Origin of the sequence: Streptomyces caeruleatus, from assembly GCF_001514235.1 — a bacterium.
GTDB classification, from domain to species: Bacteria; Actinomycetota; Actinomycetes; order Streptomycetales; family Streptomycetaceae; genus Streptomyces; species Streptomyces caeruleatus.
In genome coordinates, this window is sequence record NZ_KQ948929.1 from 99,970 (window position 1) to 113,540 (window position 13,571).

The window sequence follows — 13,571 nt, forward strand, 5'->3', positions numbered from 1 at the left end:
AGGAGTCCGGTCCGGGGGAACGGACCGTCCTCGACCGGTCATTCGTTCCCGGCCTGGTCGCACGCACCTGAAGGAGCACCGGCATGACTGAGTCGGACCGTCCGGACAACGCCGTGGCCGTCGTCGGACTCGCCTTGCGGGTCCCCGGGGCGTCGGACCCCGGCACCTTCTGGGCGAACATCGTCGCGGGCCGGGTCTGCCTGCCCGCCGCCCGGGAGGACCGCGCGGACCCGGCCGACGGACCGCTCGTCGCGGGCCAGATCGACCGCTACGAGCGGTTCGACGCCGAACTGTTCGGCATGACACACGCCCAAGCGGCGACCACCGACCCCCAGCACCGCGTGCTCACCGAGCTGACGTGGGAGGCCCTGGAGGACGCCGGGATCGACCCCGAGCGGGATGACGGCCGGGTCGGTGTCTTCGTCGGCTGCGGACCCGACGACTATCTGCACCACCACGTGCTGCGCAACGACCGCGTGGTGCGCACCCAGGGCACCGAGCAGATCCTGTTCGGCAACTCCCGCGACTACCTCGCCACGGCGCTGTCGTACCGGCTCGGCCTGACCGGCCCCAGCATGACGGTGCAGACGGCGTGCTCCACCTCCCTGGTCGCCGTCCACCAGGCCGTGCGCAGCCTGCTGACCTACGAGTGCGACATCGCCGTCGCGGGTGGCGTGACCGTCTTTCCCGTCGAGCGGCCCGAGTACCGGTGGTCCGAGGGCGGCATCTACGCACCGGACGGCCGCTGTCGCGCCTTCACCCGGGGCAGCGGCGGAACCGTTCCGTCCGGCGGGGCCGGCGTGGTGGTGCTTCGGCGCTCCGCCGATCTGCCGGAGCCCGGCCGGGCCGCGCGGGCACACATCGTGGGCAGCGCCGTCAACAACGACGGCGCCGACCGGATGGCCATGTCCGCGCCGAGCCCGCGCGGGCAGGCCGAGGTGATCCGCGAGGCCCTGGAGGTCGCCGGACTCACCCCCGAGGACATCGGCTACGTGGAGGCGCACGGCACCGGCACCGTCCTGGGCGACCAGGTCGAACTGGCCGCGCTCGCCGAGGTGTACGGCGCCGCGACGCCGGGCTGTGCGATCGGCGCGGTCAAGCCGAACGTCGGCCACACGGACACCGCCGCCGGAGTGGTGGGGCTGATCAAGACGGTGCTGGCCCTCCAGCACGACACCGTGCCGCCGGTCCCTGCCCAGCCGGGCGACGGCCCGGACGCCGAACTGGGCGCGGCCAGGTTCTTCATCCCCCGCCAGGCCCGGCCGTGGAACGGGACGGTGCCCTCTCGCGCCGCCGTCAGCTCCTTCGGGCTCGGCGGCACCAACGCGCACGTGATCCTCGCCCCCGGTGCCGCCGGACCCACCGCCGACGGCCCCCGGGCGGCCGATGGGCCGGAAGCCTGCGACGAGCCGCGGGTGGCCGTGGTGACGGCCGCGACACCCCAAGCCCTGCGCGACCGCGCCCGGGACCTCGCCACCTGGCTGGACGGCCCCGGAGCGGACGTCGGCCTCGGCGACGTCATCGGCACCCTCTGGCACGGGCGGCGCCACCTGGCGCACCGGGCCGCGATCACCCTGCCCCCGGACCCCGAGCAGGCGCACGCGGCGCTGCGGAAGACCCTGGAGGAGGTGGCCGAGGGCACGGACGTGCCGCCCGCCCGGCCCGAGCCCGCCGTGGCCGTCCTGCTCCCCGGGCAGGGCGTGCGGCTGTCGGCGGCCGACGCACCGACCGACCGGGATCCGGCGTTCGCGGCCGACCTGACCCGGTTGCAGGACGCCGTGCTGCGCGCGGGCGGACCCGACCTGCGGGACTTCAGCACCTGGGACGGCGACGACCCCCGGCTGCTGGACACCGCGGTCGTACAGCCGCTGCTGTTCACCTTCGGCCTGGCCCACCTGTGGTGGCTGGAGCGCCGGGGCATACGGCCCGGCATTCTCCTCGGACACAGCATCGGCGAGCTGACCGCCGCCGCGTACGCCGGGGTGTTCGACGTCGAGGACGCCGCGGCGGCCGTGGTCCGGCGCGGGGCGCTGATGGGCGAGGCCCCGCCCGGAGCGATGCTGGCCGTGCCGCTCGACGAGGCGGCCGCACGCGGGATCGTCGACGGGCTCCCTGCCGACCTGTGCGGTGTCAACGGCCCCGACGCCGTCGTCCTCGGCGGCGACCTCGCCACTGTCGCCGAGATCGAACGGCGCTGCGCCGAGCGTGGGCTCGCCACTACCCGGCTGGCCACCTCCCACGCCTTCCACACCCGCTCGATGGATCAGGCCGCCGCCCGTTTCGAGGAGTTCCTGCGCGCGCTGCGGCTGTCCGCACCGCGCACCAGGGTGATCTCCAACGTCTCCGGTGCGGAGTTGACGCCCGGCCAGGCCACCGACCCCGGCTACTGGGCGGCCCAGCTCCGCGGAACGGTACGGCTGGCCGACGGAGTCCGTACGCTGCTCGCCGGACCCTGCGACGTGGTCGTCGGTGTGGGCGGCAGCCGGTCGCTGACCAATCCGGTGCGCCGCGCGGCCCGTGCCCTGGGCACGGCACGACCACCCCGGATCGTCGAACTGCTCGGCGGCTCCGACCAGGACGTGACGCTCGCCCGCCACGCCGCCCTGGCCCGGCTGTGGACGGCCGGCTGCGCCGTCGACCTCGCCCCGCCCCGCCCGGACCGGCCCGCCCCGCTGCCGCGCTACCCGTTCGCGGACACCCGGCACTGGATCGACGCGCCGGACACACCGTCCGACGACGTGGGCGACACCCCGCACGGCGTCCGGGAGACCGACCCTCCAGCCGGAGACGACGGGTCGGCCGCCCCTGCCGCGCAACCTGCCCCCGAGGCGAGCGAGATCGCCACCGTGATCACCGAGATCTGGCAGGACGCCTTCGGCGGTGCGCCCCTCGCCCCCGAGGACAACTTCTTCACCCTCGGCGGCACCTCGCTTCAGGCCGCTCAGCTCATCAACGTCATCAACGACACGCTGCTCCTCGCCCTGGTGCTCGGGGACCTGTACGAGCACTCGGACCTGGCCGCGTTCATCCGCCGGGCCGAGGAACTGGCCGGCGAACGCGACGACGAGGAACTCCTGCGGCTGTTGAACGAGATCGAGGAAGTGCCGTGACCGACCTGTCCCGCCGCCTGGCCGCCCTCACCCCCGAACAGCGCAGGCTCCTCGGGCGAAGGCTCCAGCACAGCACGGCCCGCGAACCCGCCGAGGCCGCGGCCGCCGGGGCTCCCGAGCGGCAGAGCCTCTACTTCTTCGCGAGCGCCGACGCCGTCTCCGCACCGGAGTACTACCGCTTCGTCCTCGACGCGGCACGTCAGGCCGACACCGCGGGACTGCACGCCGTCTGGCTGCCGGAGCGCCACTTCGTGGACTTCGGCGGGCACTCGCCCAACCCGGCTGTCCTCGCCGCGGCCGTCGCCGTGCAGACCGAACGGGTGCAGATCCGCGCAGGCAGCGTCGCCGCCCCCCTGCACCACCCCGCGCGCATCGCCGAGGACTGGTCCGTCGTCGACAACCTCAGCGGCGGCCGGGCCGGTATCTCCTTCGCCAGCGGCTGGCATCCCGACGACTTCGTCCTCGCCCGCACCGACTACGCGCGGCGGCGCGAGACGACCCTGGGGATCATCGACCAGGTCCGGGCCCACTGGCGGGGCGAGAAAGTCAGCCACCCGACGACCGCGGGCGGCACCGCCGCCGTCCGTACCGGCCCCGCGCCCGTACGACGCGACATGCCCGTCTGGCTCACCTCGGCGGGCAACTCCGCCACCTTCGTCTCGGCCGCCCGCGCCGGGCTCGGCGTGATGACCGCGCTGCTCGGCCAGACGATGCCGCAGCTGCGGGAGAACATCGCCCACTACCGCGAGGAGTGGCGCCGCGCCGGCCACCCGGGGGACGGCGACGTGGTGGTCATGGTGCACGCCTACGTCAGCGAACGCGCCGACCTGGAGGACTTCCTGCGGCCCGCGATGCACGGCTACCTGAGGGCGTACCGGAGCCAGACCACCGCGCCCGGCGAGGACGAGACGCTGCTGCTGGAGAGCGCCTATCTCAACTACCTCGCCGGTCCCTCCCTGCTGGGACCGGCCGCCAAGGCGGCCGCCGTCCTCGGACAGCTGCGGGAGGCCGGCGCCGACGAGGTCGGCTTCCTGGTCGACTTCGGCCTGCCCACCGCCGAGGTGCTGGCCGCCCTGCCCGCCCTGTTCTCCTGTGTTCCCGCGGAGCGTGACCGATGACCGCAGCCGCCGACAAAGCCGCCCTCACTGCCCGGCTCGCGGGCCTGACCCCGCAGCAACGGGCCGCTCTGGCGGCACGGTTGTCCCGCAAGCGCCAGGGGCCGCCGCCACTCGTGCCGCGGACCGGGCCGCGTGAGACCGCGCCCCTGGGCATGGACCAGGAACGCCTGTGGATCCTCGACCAGCTCTACCCCGGCACCGTCACCTACACCCTCGGCTTCGGACTGCGCTTCGTCGGGGAGTTCCACCGCGACGCGTTCGACGAGGCCGTGTCCACCGTGGTGCGTCGGCACGAACTGCTGCGCAGCAGCGTCGAGGTGGAGGGTGCGCAGCCACGGCTGCGCCTGCACCCGGACCGCGGCGCGGACCTCACCTTCGCCGACCTGTCGGCAGGTCCGGCGGAGGAGAGGGAGCTGCGCCGCAGGGAGTTCGTACGGCAACAGGTGCGGCGCCCGTTCGACCTGTCCCGGGATCCGGTGCTGCGCATCGGCGTGGCCGACCTCGGCGGCGGCGACCACCAGATCGTCCAGACCATGCCGCACTCCTTCACCGACCAGTGGTCGTACGTGCGGCTCAACCGCGAACTGCTGGAGGCCTACCAGGCCCGGCTGGAGGGCCGGGAGCCCCAACTTCCGGATCTGCCCGTGCAGTTCGGCGACTACGCGCAGTGGCAGCGCGCGTACTTCGAGACCGAGTACGGCGAACGCCACCGCGCGTTCTGGCGCGAGTACCTCGCGGACGTACCGGATGTGCCCCTGCTGCCGTACGACCACCCGGTCGCAACCGAGGACCGGCTCGGCCGTCAGCACAACTTCGTGCTGGACAAGGGCACCGCCGCCGCGTTCATCAGCCGCGCCAAGGCCGCCCGCAGCACTGTCGCCAACGCCATGGCGGCCGCGTACGCGGCCCTGCTGTACGAGGAGAGCGGCGAGCGCGACATCCTGATCGGGGTGCCCAGCGTGACCCGCGGCCAGGCCGCGGTGCAGGATCTGGTCGGCTTCCTGCTCACCAATGTGCCGCTGCGGATCCGGCTGCCCGAGAACCCCACCCCGAACGACTTCCTGGCCGCGGCCCAGGCGGCGGGCGCGGCCGTCGCGGCCCACCACGAGACGCCGTTCGGCGAGATCGTCCGGGCCGCCGCCCCCGAGCGGACCGCACACGGCTATCCGCTGCTGCGCACCATGCTGGTCCACCTGGACCTGGCCGAGACGGTCTCCTACGAGGTGCCCGGCGCCACCGTCTACGCCAACGCCGTGCCCGAGGGCATCTCCTCGATGGACGTGACCGTCGCATGGTGGCACCTCGGCGACCTGGTCTACGGCCGGTTCGAGTACCGCACCGCCCTGTTCGAACCGGAGACCGTCGACCGGCTCGCCCGGCGGCTGCTGCAACTGGTCGAACTCTTCGCCAGCTCCCCGGACACCCCGCTCGTGAGCCCCGCCGCCCGAGCCCGTGACACCGTCGCCGCCGCCTGGCGCGAGGCACTCGACCGGGACACCGCCGGACCGGACGACGGCTTCGCCGCGAGCGGAGGCACGCCGCTGCTGTCCGCACGGCTGGCCCGGCTGCTGCGCGGCGCGGGTTTCGACGCGGGCCCCCGGGACATCGCGCCCGGCACCACGCTCGCCGAACTGACCGCACGGCTCCTGGCTCGCGGGAATCCGCTGCGCCCGGGCACCCCGCCGGACACCGCCGTACCCGGTGCGGTCGGGGTCTCGGAGGATCACCTGGAGCGCCTCTTCGCCGACGCGAGCGGCGCGAGCGGCGCCCAGGTCCGCGACGTCCTGCCCCCCACCAGTCAGGAAGACACCCCATGACCACTGCCGCGGAACCCGAGCGAGTGGCGCCACACCGTCGGCCGCTGTTCATCCTGCTCCTGGCGCACTACCTGTCGTCGTTCGGCAACGCCATCACGGTGATCACCGTCCCGCTGTACGTCCTGCACACCACCGGCAGCTCGGTCTCCACCGGACTGGCCGGCTTCGCCAACACCCTTCCGCTGATCTTCGCGGGAGCCGTCGGCGGGGTCTGGATCGACCGCGTCGGCGGCAAGCGGATGAGCGTGCTGAGCGATGTCGTCGCGGGCGTCTCCATCGGACTGGTCCCACTCCTCGACGATACGGTGGGACTGCCGCTGCCCGTCCTGATGGGACTGCTCTTCGGCCGCAGCCTGGGCTCCACGCCGACCGGCGCCGCACGGCAGAGCCTGATCAAGCCGCTGGCGGAGCGGGGCGGGATCCGGCTGGCGAGCGCCAACTCCTGGATGCAGGGGGCTCCCAGGCTCGGCCTGCTGGTCGGCGCTCCGCTGGCCGGCCTGCTGATCGCCGTGTCCGGACCAGTGACCGGCATGTACATCGACTCCGCGTCCTTCCTGCTCTCCGCCCTGCTGGTCGCGGTCGGGGTGCCCCACAGCTCCTCCCCCGCCTCCGCCGCGCAGCGCGGGGAGGGATTCCTGCGGCAGCTCACCGAGGGCGCCAAAGTGGTCCGCGGCATCCCTGTGGTCGGCGCCATGACGGCGTTCGTCTTCGTCACCAACTTCCTCGACGACGCCTTCACCCCGGTCATCCTGCCGGTCTACTCGGACCAGGTGCTCGGCAGCGGCCAGTACCTGGGCTGGCTGGTGGCCGCCTCCGGTTGCGGCGCAGTCGTCGGCACGTTCGGCTACAGCCCCGCCAGCGCCCGCTGGCTCACCAGCAACCGCTGGACCCTGCTCGGCTGTTTCCTGGTCATCGGCGCCCTGCGCCTGAGCCTCACGGGCATGCCGGGCGCGGTGCTGAGCATCGTGATCTCCTTCCTGCTCGGCCTCGCGGCCGGACCGCTCAACCCGGCGCTGTCCACGGTGATGATGGAGAAGGTCCCAGCGGCGGTCTTCGGCCGGGTCTTCGCCCTCACCTCCGCCGTCGGGATGAGCGCCGCCCCGATCGGCATCCTCGTGGCCGGCTGGTCGATCCACGGCATCGGGCTGCGTGGAACCCTCCTGTGCTTCGGCGCCACGTACATCGTCCTGGTGCTCGTCTCGCTGCGCAGTCGCGCGCTGCGCGACATGGACACCCCGCCGGCGCCGGCCGAGGATTCCTCGGACACCGACAAGGAGATGGCCCGTGAGTGACGACGCGCCGGTCCGCGTGCAGCGGGCCTCCGCGCTGGAACGGCAGTTCTGGGTCGGCGAGCAGATCGCGCCGTCGACCCGGGCCAACCGGGCCCTCGCCCGGATCCGCGCCGACGGTCCGGTCGAGCACGGTGCGCTCGGGGCGGCGCTGAACGCGGTCGCCGCCCGCCACGAGGCGCTGCGCACCGCCTTCGTCGTCGAGCGGGGGGAGTTGGTGCGCAAGGTGCTCCCGCCCCGGGACGTCCCGCCCCCGCTGTACCTCCCCGCGGGAACCGGCAGCCACGACGCGACCGCCGCCCTACTGGCGGACGACTCCCTGGACCTCGCCGCGGGACGCCTGTTCCGGGCCGCCGTGGCACCGGACGACGCAGGGGCCACGGTCTACCTGGCGGTGCATCACATCGCCTTCGACGGGATGTCCCAGGAGATCTTCGCCGCCGACCTGGCCCGCGCCTACGCCCTGGCCGTCACGGGCGAGGACCCCGTGCTGCCCGTCCGCGAACGGGCAGAGCCCGCCACCCTGCCTCCCGCCCGGCGCGCCGAACTCGCCACCCACTGGCGGACCGTGCTCGACGGCGCGGCCGACCTGCCCCTCCCGGGTGCCGCCGTCGGCCCCGGCCCCAGCCAGCGGCAGCTGGCCCAGGCCGAACTGGCTGAGGACAGCCTCGAGTTACCGGCCGCCACCTGGCGGGCGGTGCGCACCCGCGCCCGGCACAGCAGCTGCTCGCCGTACGCGGTGCTGCTGGCGGCCCTCGGCCGGGCACTGGCCGAACTCACCGGCGGCGCCGGCTTCTGCGTCGGAACGCCGGTGGCCGCACGTACGCCCGGCCAGAGCGACGAGATCGGCTATCTGACGAACACCCTGCCGGTGCGCATGCCCGAACTGTCCGGGCCCGGAGTCGTCGAACGGGTCTGGGGGTCCCTGCGCGAGAGCGTCATCGGTTCCGCGCTGTCGTGCGACGAGATCATCCGTGCCGCCCGGACGACGCCCGGCCGGCGGATGCCCGTCTACCAGGCACTGTTCGCCTTCGAGAACTGGGAGCGGGCGGAACACACCGCGGGCCCGGTTCGGATCCGCGCCCTCCCCGTCCCACCCGTCGGCGGGCACGCGGAGATCCAGCTCCAGGTGACCGAGCTGTCCACCGGCACCCTGCACTGCGTCGCCCAGGCCCCGCTCAGCAGCCCTTGGCAGGGCCACTCGGCCGCCCTGCTGCGCGCCTTCGACGCCCAGCTCGGCCTCCTGTGCGCCGACGCAGCCACCCCACCCCTCGGCCAGGAGAACACGGTATGACCACCTCAGTGATGTGCCTGCCCTACGCGGGAGCGGGCGCGGGCGTCTACCGCCCCTGGCAGCTTCAGGAGTCCTCCGCACTGCGTGCCGTACCCATCCAGGTCCCCGGCCGGGAGCGGGAGTTCGGCAAGCCGTTCTACCGCGACTTCCCCGAGGCCGCCGCCGGAACCGCACAGCGCATCCGGGAAGCCGCCGCGGACGGACAGCCGTTCATCGTCTTCGGGCACAGCTTCGGCGCGCTGCTCGCCTACGAGGCGGTCCGGCACCTGGCCGACACCGGCGGCCCGCTGCCCCGGCACCTGGTGGTCAGCGGCTCCGTCAGCCCCTCGCACCGGCAGGCCGAACGGCTCGACGGTGGCGACGAGGAGGTCATGGCGCGGGCCAGGGCCATCGCGGGCCGGGACATACCGGAGTACGCCGACCCCCGGCTGCGGGACTTCCTGCTGCCGGTCATGAGGGCGGACGTGAACCTGCTGGCCGATTACACGCCGCCCGCCCGCGACCCGCTGCCCGTCCCGATCACCGCGATCCGCGGCGACCAGGACCACTTGGTGCCCGAGGAGGAGTGGCTGGACTGGGAGGCCTTCACCTCCGCCGGCTTCGACACCGTCGAGTTCGCCGGGGGCCACATGTACGTGACGGAGTGGTGGCCGGAGGTGTGGAAGACGCTGGAGCAACTGGTGTGAGCTCCCCGAAAGCGACCTGCGCGCACACCCGTTGCCCGAGGCCTGCCGACTCCCGGTGACCGAGCCAACGCCCCTGCTTGAGTCACGAGTTCGCCCCGCATCCCCGCTGCCACTGCCCTCCGTCCCTCGCCGTACCGGCCCGGAAGCCGCGAAGAACAGGACGTGTCCGATGGAACCCGCCACTCTCGTCGACCTTTTCGCCGCCAGCGCCGAACGCCACCCCGAGCGCATCGCGCTGGATGTGCGGGACACCGCGCTCACCTACCGGCAACTGGACACCGCGGCAGCCCGGATGGCCGCCGTCGTGGTCCGGCGGCTGCCGGACCGCCCGGCCAGGATCGGACTGCTCGCGGCCCGCAGCCTCACCACCTACGCCGGCTATCTGGCCGCGCTCCGCCTCGGCGCGGCCGTCGTCCCGCTCAACCCGTCCTTCCCGGCCGGCCGGCTCCGCGCCATCGCGGACATGACGGATCTGGACCTGATCGTGGTCGACGAGCACGCCACGGCACGGGCCGGTGAACTGGCCGCTGCGCAGAGCGCGGACGGGACGGACGGCCGGAAGCTGCCTCCCCTGGTCACCTTCACCGACGCCGAGGCGGCCGGCGCGGTAGCGGAGGACGTGCAACCGGCTCCCGTCGTGCGGGTGTCGCCGCAGGACGTCGCGTACATCCTCTACACCTCCGGTTCCACGGGTCGGCCCCGAGGTGTGCCGATCCGGCATGCGCGGGTGGTGCCGACGCTGCGCTGGCTGGTCGACTACAACGCCTTCACACCCGAGTCCCGGGTCTCGCAGAACGTGGAGATCTCCTTCGACGTCGCGGTCTTCGAACTCTTCGCCGCCTGGGCGAGCGGCGGCGCCCTGGTGGTGCCCCGGCCCAACGACGTCGTACGGCCGGCGCCGTACGTGAACGCCAAGCGGGTCACGCACTGGTTCTGCGTTCCGTCGGTGGGCGGCATCGCCGCCCGCACCGGAGGGCTGGCACCGGACTCGATGCCGTCGCTGAAGGTCGTCTTGTTCGGTGGCGAGCGGTTGCTCGCCGAACAGGCCGAGCAGTGGGCCGCGGCGGCGCCGGGGGCACGGTTGTGGAACCTGTACGGGCCGACCGAGGTCGCGATCGTCTGCTCGGGGCAGGACCTCGGCGGGAAGGGGTCGCTGCTCGCCGCTGGCACCAACGGGACCCTGCCGATCGGCGAGGTGCCGCCGCACCTGGAGCATGTGGTCCTCGACGACGAGGGCGAGCCCGCCGAGACGGGCGAGCTGTGCGTCCGGGGCGTCCAGCGCTTCGACGGCTACCTCGACCCCGCCGACGACGTGGGCCGTTTCGTGGACTGGAGCCCGGGGCGGGCGGCGGTGGTCCACGACGGCACGGCGCCGCTGACCCAGGACCTCTGGTACCGCACCGGCGACCGGGTCCGCCGGGAGAACGGCGCCCTGGTCCACCTGGGCCGCCTCGACCACCAGGTCAAACTGCGCGGCCACCGCATCGAGCTGGGCGAGGTCGACGCGGCCCTGGCCCGGCACCCGGCCGTGCGCGACGCGGTCGCGGTGGTGCAGGAGCACGAGAGCGATGCCGAGTTGGTCGCCTATTACACGGGCGAGGCGGTCTCGCAGAGCGATCTCACCGCGTTCCTGCGCGCCCGGCTGCCCGTCTACATGATTCCGAGGCGGTTCACGCATCTACAGAAGCTGCCGCTCAACGCCAACGGCAAGGTGGACCGCACCGCTTTCGCGGCCGGACCGCACTCGGCGGCACAGGCCGGCTGAGACCTGGATTCCAGGGAGACATGACATGACCGCAACCCCGTCGCCCCTGCCCGTCCCACCACGGCTCACCACGCCCACAGGACCGCGCGGAGCGGATCAGCCATGGTGGAACGCCCAGCTCGGCTCGGCCATGCCCTCTTCCCGCTACGAGCGGTCCGGCACCCGTCTTCCGCTTCCGCTGACGGACCGCACCTGGCCGTCGAAGTCCCTGGTCAGGGCCCCGCTGTGGGCGTCGGTCGACCTCCGGGACGGCAACCAGGCGCTGCGCGACCCGATGGACATCAGGCGGAAGAGGGCGATGTTCGACCTGCTGGTCCGCATGGGCTTCAAGGACATCGAGGTCGGATACCCCTCGGCCAGCGAAGCGGACTTCTCATTCGTCCGCACGCTGATCGAGGAGGACCTCATACCGGACGACGTGACGATATCCGCCTTCACACCGGCCCGGCCCGAGCTGATCGACCGGACCTTCGAGGCCCTCGACGGGGCGGACCGGGCGGTGGTGCATCTGTGCCACGCCACTGCCTGCCTGTGGCGCGAGGTCGTCTTCACGATGACCACCGACGAGGTCGAGGAGATGGCGGTCCGAGCGGCAGGGCACGTCGCCCGCCGCGCGGACGCCACCAAGGGAACCCGGCTGCGTTTCCAGTACTCACCGGAGACGTTCAACGTGACCGAGCCGGAGTTCGTCCTGCGGCTGTCGAACACGGTCGCCGCGCTGTGGGACGCGAGTCCGGACCGACCGGTCACCCTCAATCTGCCGACCACGGTGGAGACCGACTCCCCCAACGTCTTCGCCGACCAGGTCGAGTGGATGCACCGCAACCTGGACAACCGGCGGTCGGTCATCCTCTCCGTCCATCCGCACAACGACCGCGGCACCGCGGTCGCCTCCGCGGAGCTGGCCGTCCTGGCGGGCGCCGAACGGATCGAGGGCACCCTCTTCGGCAACGGGGAACGCACGGGCAACGTCTGTCTCGCGACGCTGGCGCTGAACCTCTTCAGCCAGGGGGTCGATCCCCAGCTGGACTTCTCGGACATCGACGGGATCCGCCGCACGGTCGAGTTCGCCAACCAGCTGCCGGTGCCGCCCCGTCACCCGTACGTCGGCGACCTCGTCCACACGGCCTTTTCCGGCACGCACCAGGACGCCATAGCCAAGGGCCTGGCCGCGATCGGGCACCGTGCCGCCGAAGCGGGCACGCCTGCCACCGCGGTGCCCTGGGACGTCCCTTACCTGCCCATCGATCCCAAGGACGTGGGCCGGACGTACGAGTCCGTCGTCCGGGTCAACAGCCAGTCCGGGAAGGGCGGGGTGGCGCATGTGCTCAACGCCGCCTACGGGCTGGACCTGCCGCGCACGATGCGGGTGGAGTTCGGCCGCCGTGTCCAGCGCGCCGCGGACCACGACGGCGGCGAGCTCACCTCGCGCGAGCTGCACGCCCTCTTCACCGAGGAGTACCTGGAGTTCGACCGGCCGCGGCTCATGCTCAAGGAGTTCCGAGCGACGCCCGGCGCCGTCGGCGTCGCCCTCGCCGCCCTGGTCGTCCTCGCGAACGGCGAGGAGCGGCGCCTGACCGCCGACGGAGCCGACGCGGCCACCGCCTTCGCCGCCGCCCTGGCCGGCATCGGCATCACCGTGCAGCGCCCGGAACTGACCTGCCACCCGCTGCCCGACACCGTCGGTACCCGCTTCGCCGCCTACGCGCGGGTCACCGTCGACGGCACGGTCCACCACGGCGCCGGCATCACCGACGACGCGGAACTGGCCCGGTTGAGGGCAGTGGTCTCGGCGGTCAACCGGGCTTCTTCCAGCACCTCGCCGGCGACGGTGCCGTCGCCTGGTCGGGCGGCTCCGACTCCGGATTCGAGGTCGACCCGGCAGCCATCGCCACGATGAGCGAGCGCGGCATCGACATCTCCCGCGAGTTCGCCAAGCCCTGAACCGACGAGATCGTCCGCGCCGCCGACGTCGTCGTCAGCATGGGATGCTCAGCATGGGCTGCCGCGACGCCTGCCCGGTCTCTGCCCCGGCAGGCGCTACCTAGACTGGACCCTGGACGGGCAGGACCGTCGACGCCGTGCTCACGACCTCTGCGTCCATGCCCGCGCCGGGCATGCCTGCTTGGCCGTCCTGCCCGAGAGCTGGACGCGGCGTAGCAGAAACGGCCGTAGGGTGGCGGGCGGAAGGGAGACCCGAAGCCTCCCACTGGGTTGGAATCGGGCGGTTCGGCCCCTGCGGAGGCCGTATCGCGCCTGTCGCCCGTACCCTTCGTGGTGTCTACGGCGTCACATAGCGGGCGCCAAACATTGGAGGCAATACCCCGTGCTGATTGCTCAGCGTCCCTCGTTGACCGAAGAGGTCGTCGACGAGTTCCGCTCCCGGTTCGTGATCGAGCCGCTGGAGCCGGGCTTCGGTTACACCCTCGGCAACTCCCTGCGTCGTACGCTCCTGTCCTCGATCCCGGGTGCGGCGGTCACGTCCATCCGCG

Annotated in this window: 8 protein-coding genes and 1 pseudogene; all 9 read left to right on the plus strand. The window is 72.9% G+C overall.

Annotation, left to right across the window (positions count from 1 at the left end; genetic code table 11):
* The first annotated feature begins 83 nt into the window (after positions 1-83).
* Positions 84-3,110, plus strand: a complete 3,027-nt coding sequence (locus AQJ67_RS18765; protein WP_062720159.1) for a type I polyketide synthase — start codon at positions 84-86, stop codon at positions 3,108-3,110.
* Positions 3,107-4,228 (plus strand): MupA/Atu3671 family FMN-dependent luciferase-like monooxygenase, encoded by a 1,122-nt coding sequence (locus tag AQJ67_RS18770; RefSeq protein ID WP_062720160.1) that lies wholly within the window; start codon positions 3,107-3,109, stop codon positions 4,226-4,228. Before AQJ67_RS18765 ends, AQJ67_RS18770 begins: the two co-directional genes overlap by 4 nt.
* The gene (locus AQJ67_RS18775; RefSeq protein WP_062720161.1) at positions 4,225-6,045 is read left to right on the plus strand and encodes a condensation domain-containing protein; all 1,821 of its coding nucleotides are present in this window, start codon (positions 4,225-4,227) and stop codon (positions 6,043-6,045) included. Before AQJ67_RS18770 ends, AQJ67_RS18775 begins: the two co-directional genes overlap by 4 nt.
* The gene (locus tag AQJ67_RS18780; protein ID WP_062720162.1) at positions 6,042-7,337 is read left to right on the plus strand and encodes an MFS transporter; all 1,296 of its coding nucleotides are present in this window, start codon (positions 6,042-6,044) and stop codon (positions 7,335-7,337) included. Before AQJ67_RS18775 ends, AQJ67_RS18780 begins: the two co-directional genes overlap by 4 nt.
* Positions 7,330-8,628, plus strand: coding sequence for a condensation domain-containing protein (locus AQJ67_RS18785; RefSeq protein WP_062720163.1), 1,299 nt, complete (start codon positions 7,330-7,332; stop codon positions 8,626-8,628). Before AQJ67_RS18780 ends, AQJ67_RS18785 begins: the two co-directional genes overlap by 8 nt.
* Entirely contained in the window at positions 8,625-9,314 is a 690-nt protein-coding gene (locus AQJ67_RS18790; protein WP_062720164.1) for a thioesterase II family protein, read from the plus strand. The genes AQJ67_RS18785 and AQJ67_RS18790 overlap by 4 nt, the downstream gene beginning before the upstream one ends.
* A 169-nt stretch (positions 9,315-9,483) precedes the next feature.
* A complete protein-coding gene (locus AQJ67_RS18795; protein WP_062720165.1) occupies positions 9,484-11,079 on the plus strand; it encodes an amino acid adenylation domain-containing protein in 1,596 nt (531 codons plus the stop codon).
* Positions 11,080-11,104: 25 nt separating this feature from the next.
* Positions 11,105-12,979, plus strand: a complete 1,875-nt coding sequence (locus AQJ67_RS18800; RefSeq protein WP_079056033.1) for a 2-isopropylmalate synthase — start codon at positions 11,105-11,107, stop codon at positions 12,977-12,979.
* Positions 12,980-13,405: 426 nt separating this feature from the next.
* A pseudogene (locus AQJ67_RS49400) lies at positions 13,406-13,571 on the plus strand (DNA-directed RNA polymerase subunit alpha); the annotation flags it as partial.

Excerpts from the sequence above, each read along its gene's own strand:
- AQJ67_RS18765 (WP_062720159.1), top strand. The coding sequence starts at position 84 with ATGACTGAGTCGGACCGTCCGGACAACGCCGTGGCCGTCGTCGGACTC.
- AQJ67_RS18775 (WP_062720161.1), top strand. The coding sequence starts at position 4,225 with ATGACCGCAGCCGCCGACAAAGCCGCCCTCACTGCCCGGCTCGCGGGC.
- AQJ67_RS18780 (WP_062720162.1), top strand. The coding sequence starts at position 6,042 with ATGACCACTGCCGCGGAACCCGAGCGAGTGGCGCCACACCGTCGGCCG.
- AQJ67_RS18790 (WP_062720164.1), top strand. The coding sequence starts at position 8,625 with ATGACCACCTCAGTGATGTGCCTGCCCTACGCGGGAGCGGGCGCGGGC.
- AQJ67_RS18795 (WP_062720165.1), top strand. The coding sequence starts at position 9,484 with ATGGAACCCGCCACTCTCGTCGACCTTTTCGCCGCCAGCGCCGAACGC.
- AQJ67_RS18800 (WP_079056033.1), top strand. The coding sequence starts at position 11,105 with ATGACCGCAACCCCGTCGCCCCTGCCCGTCCCACCACGGCTCACCACG.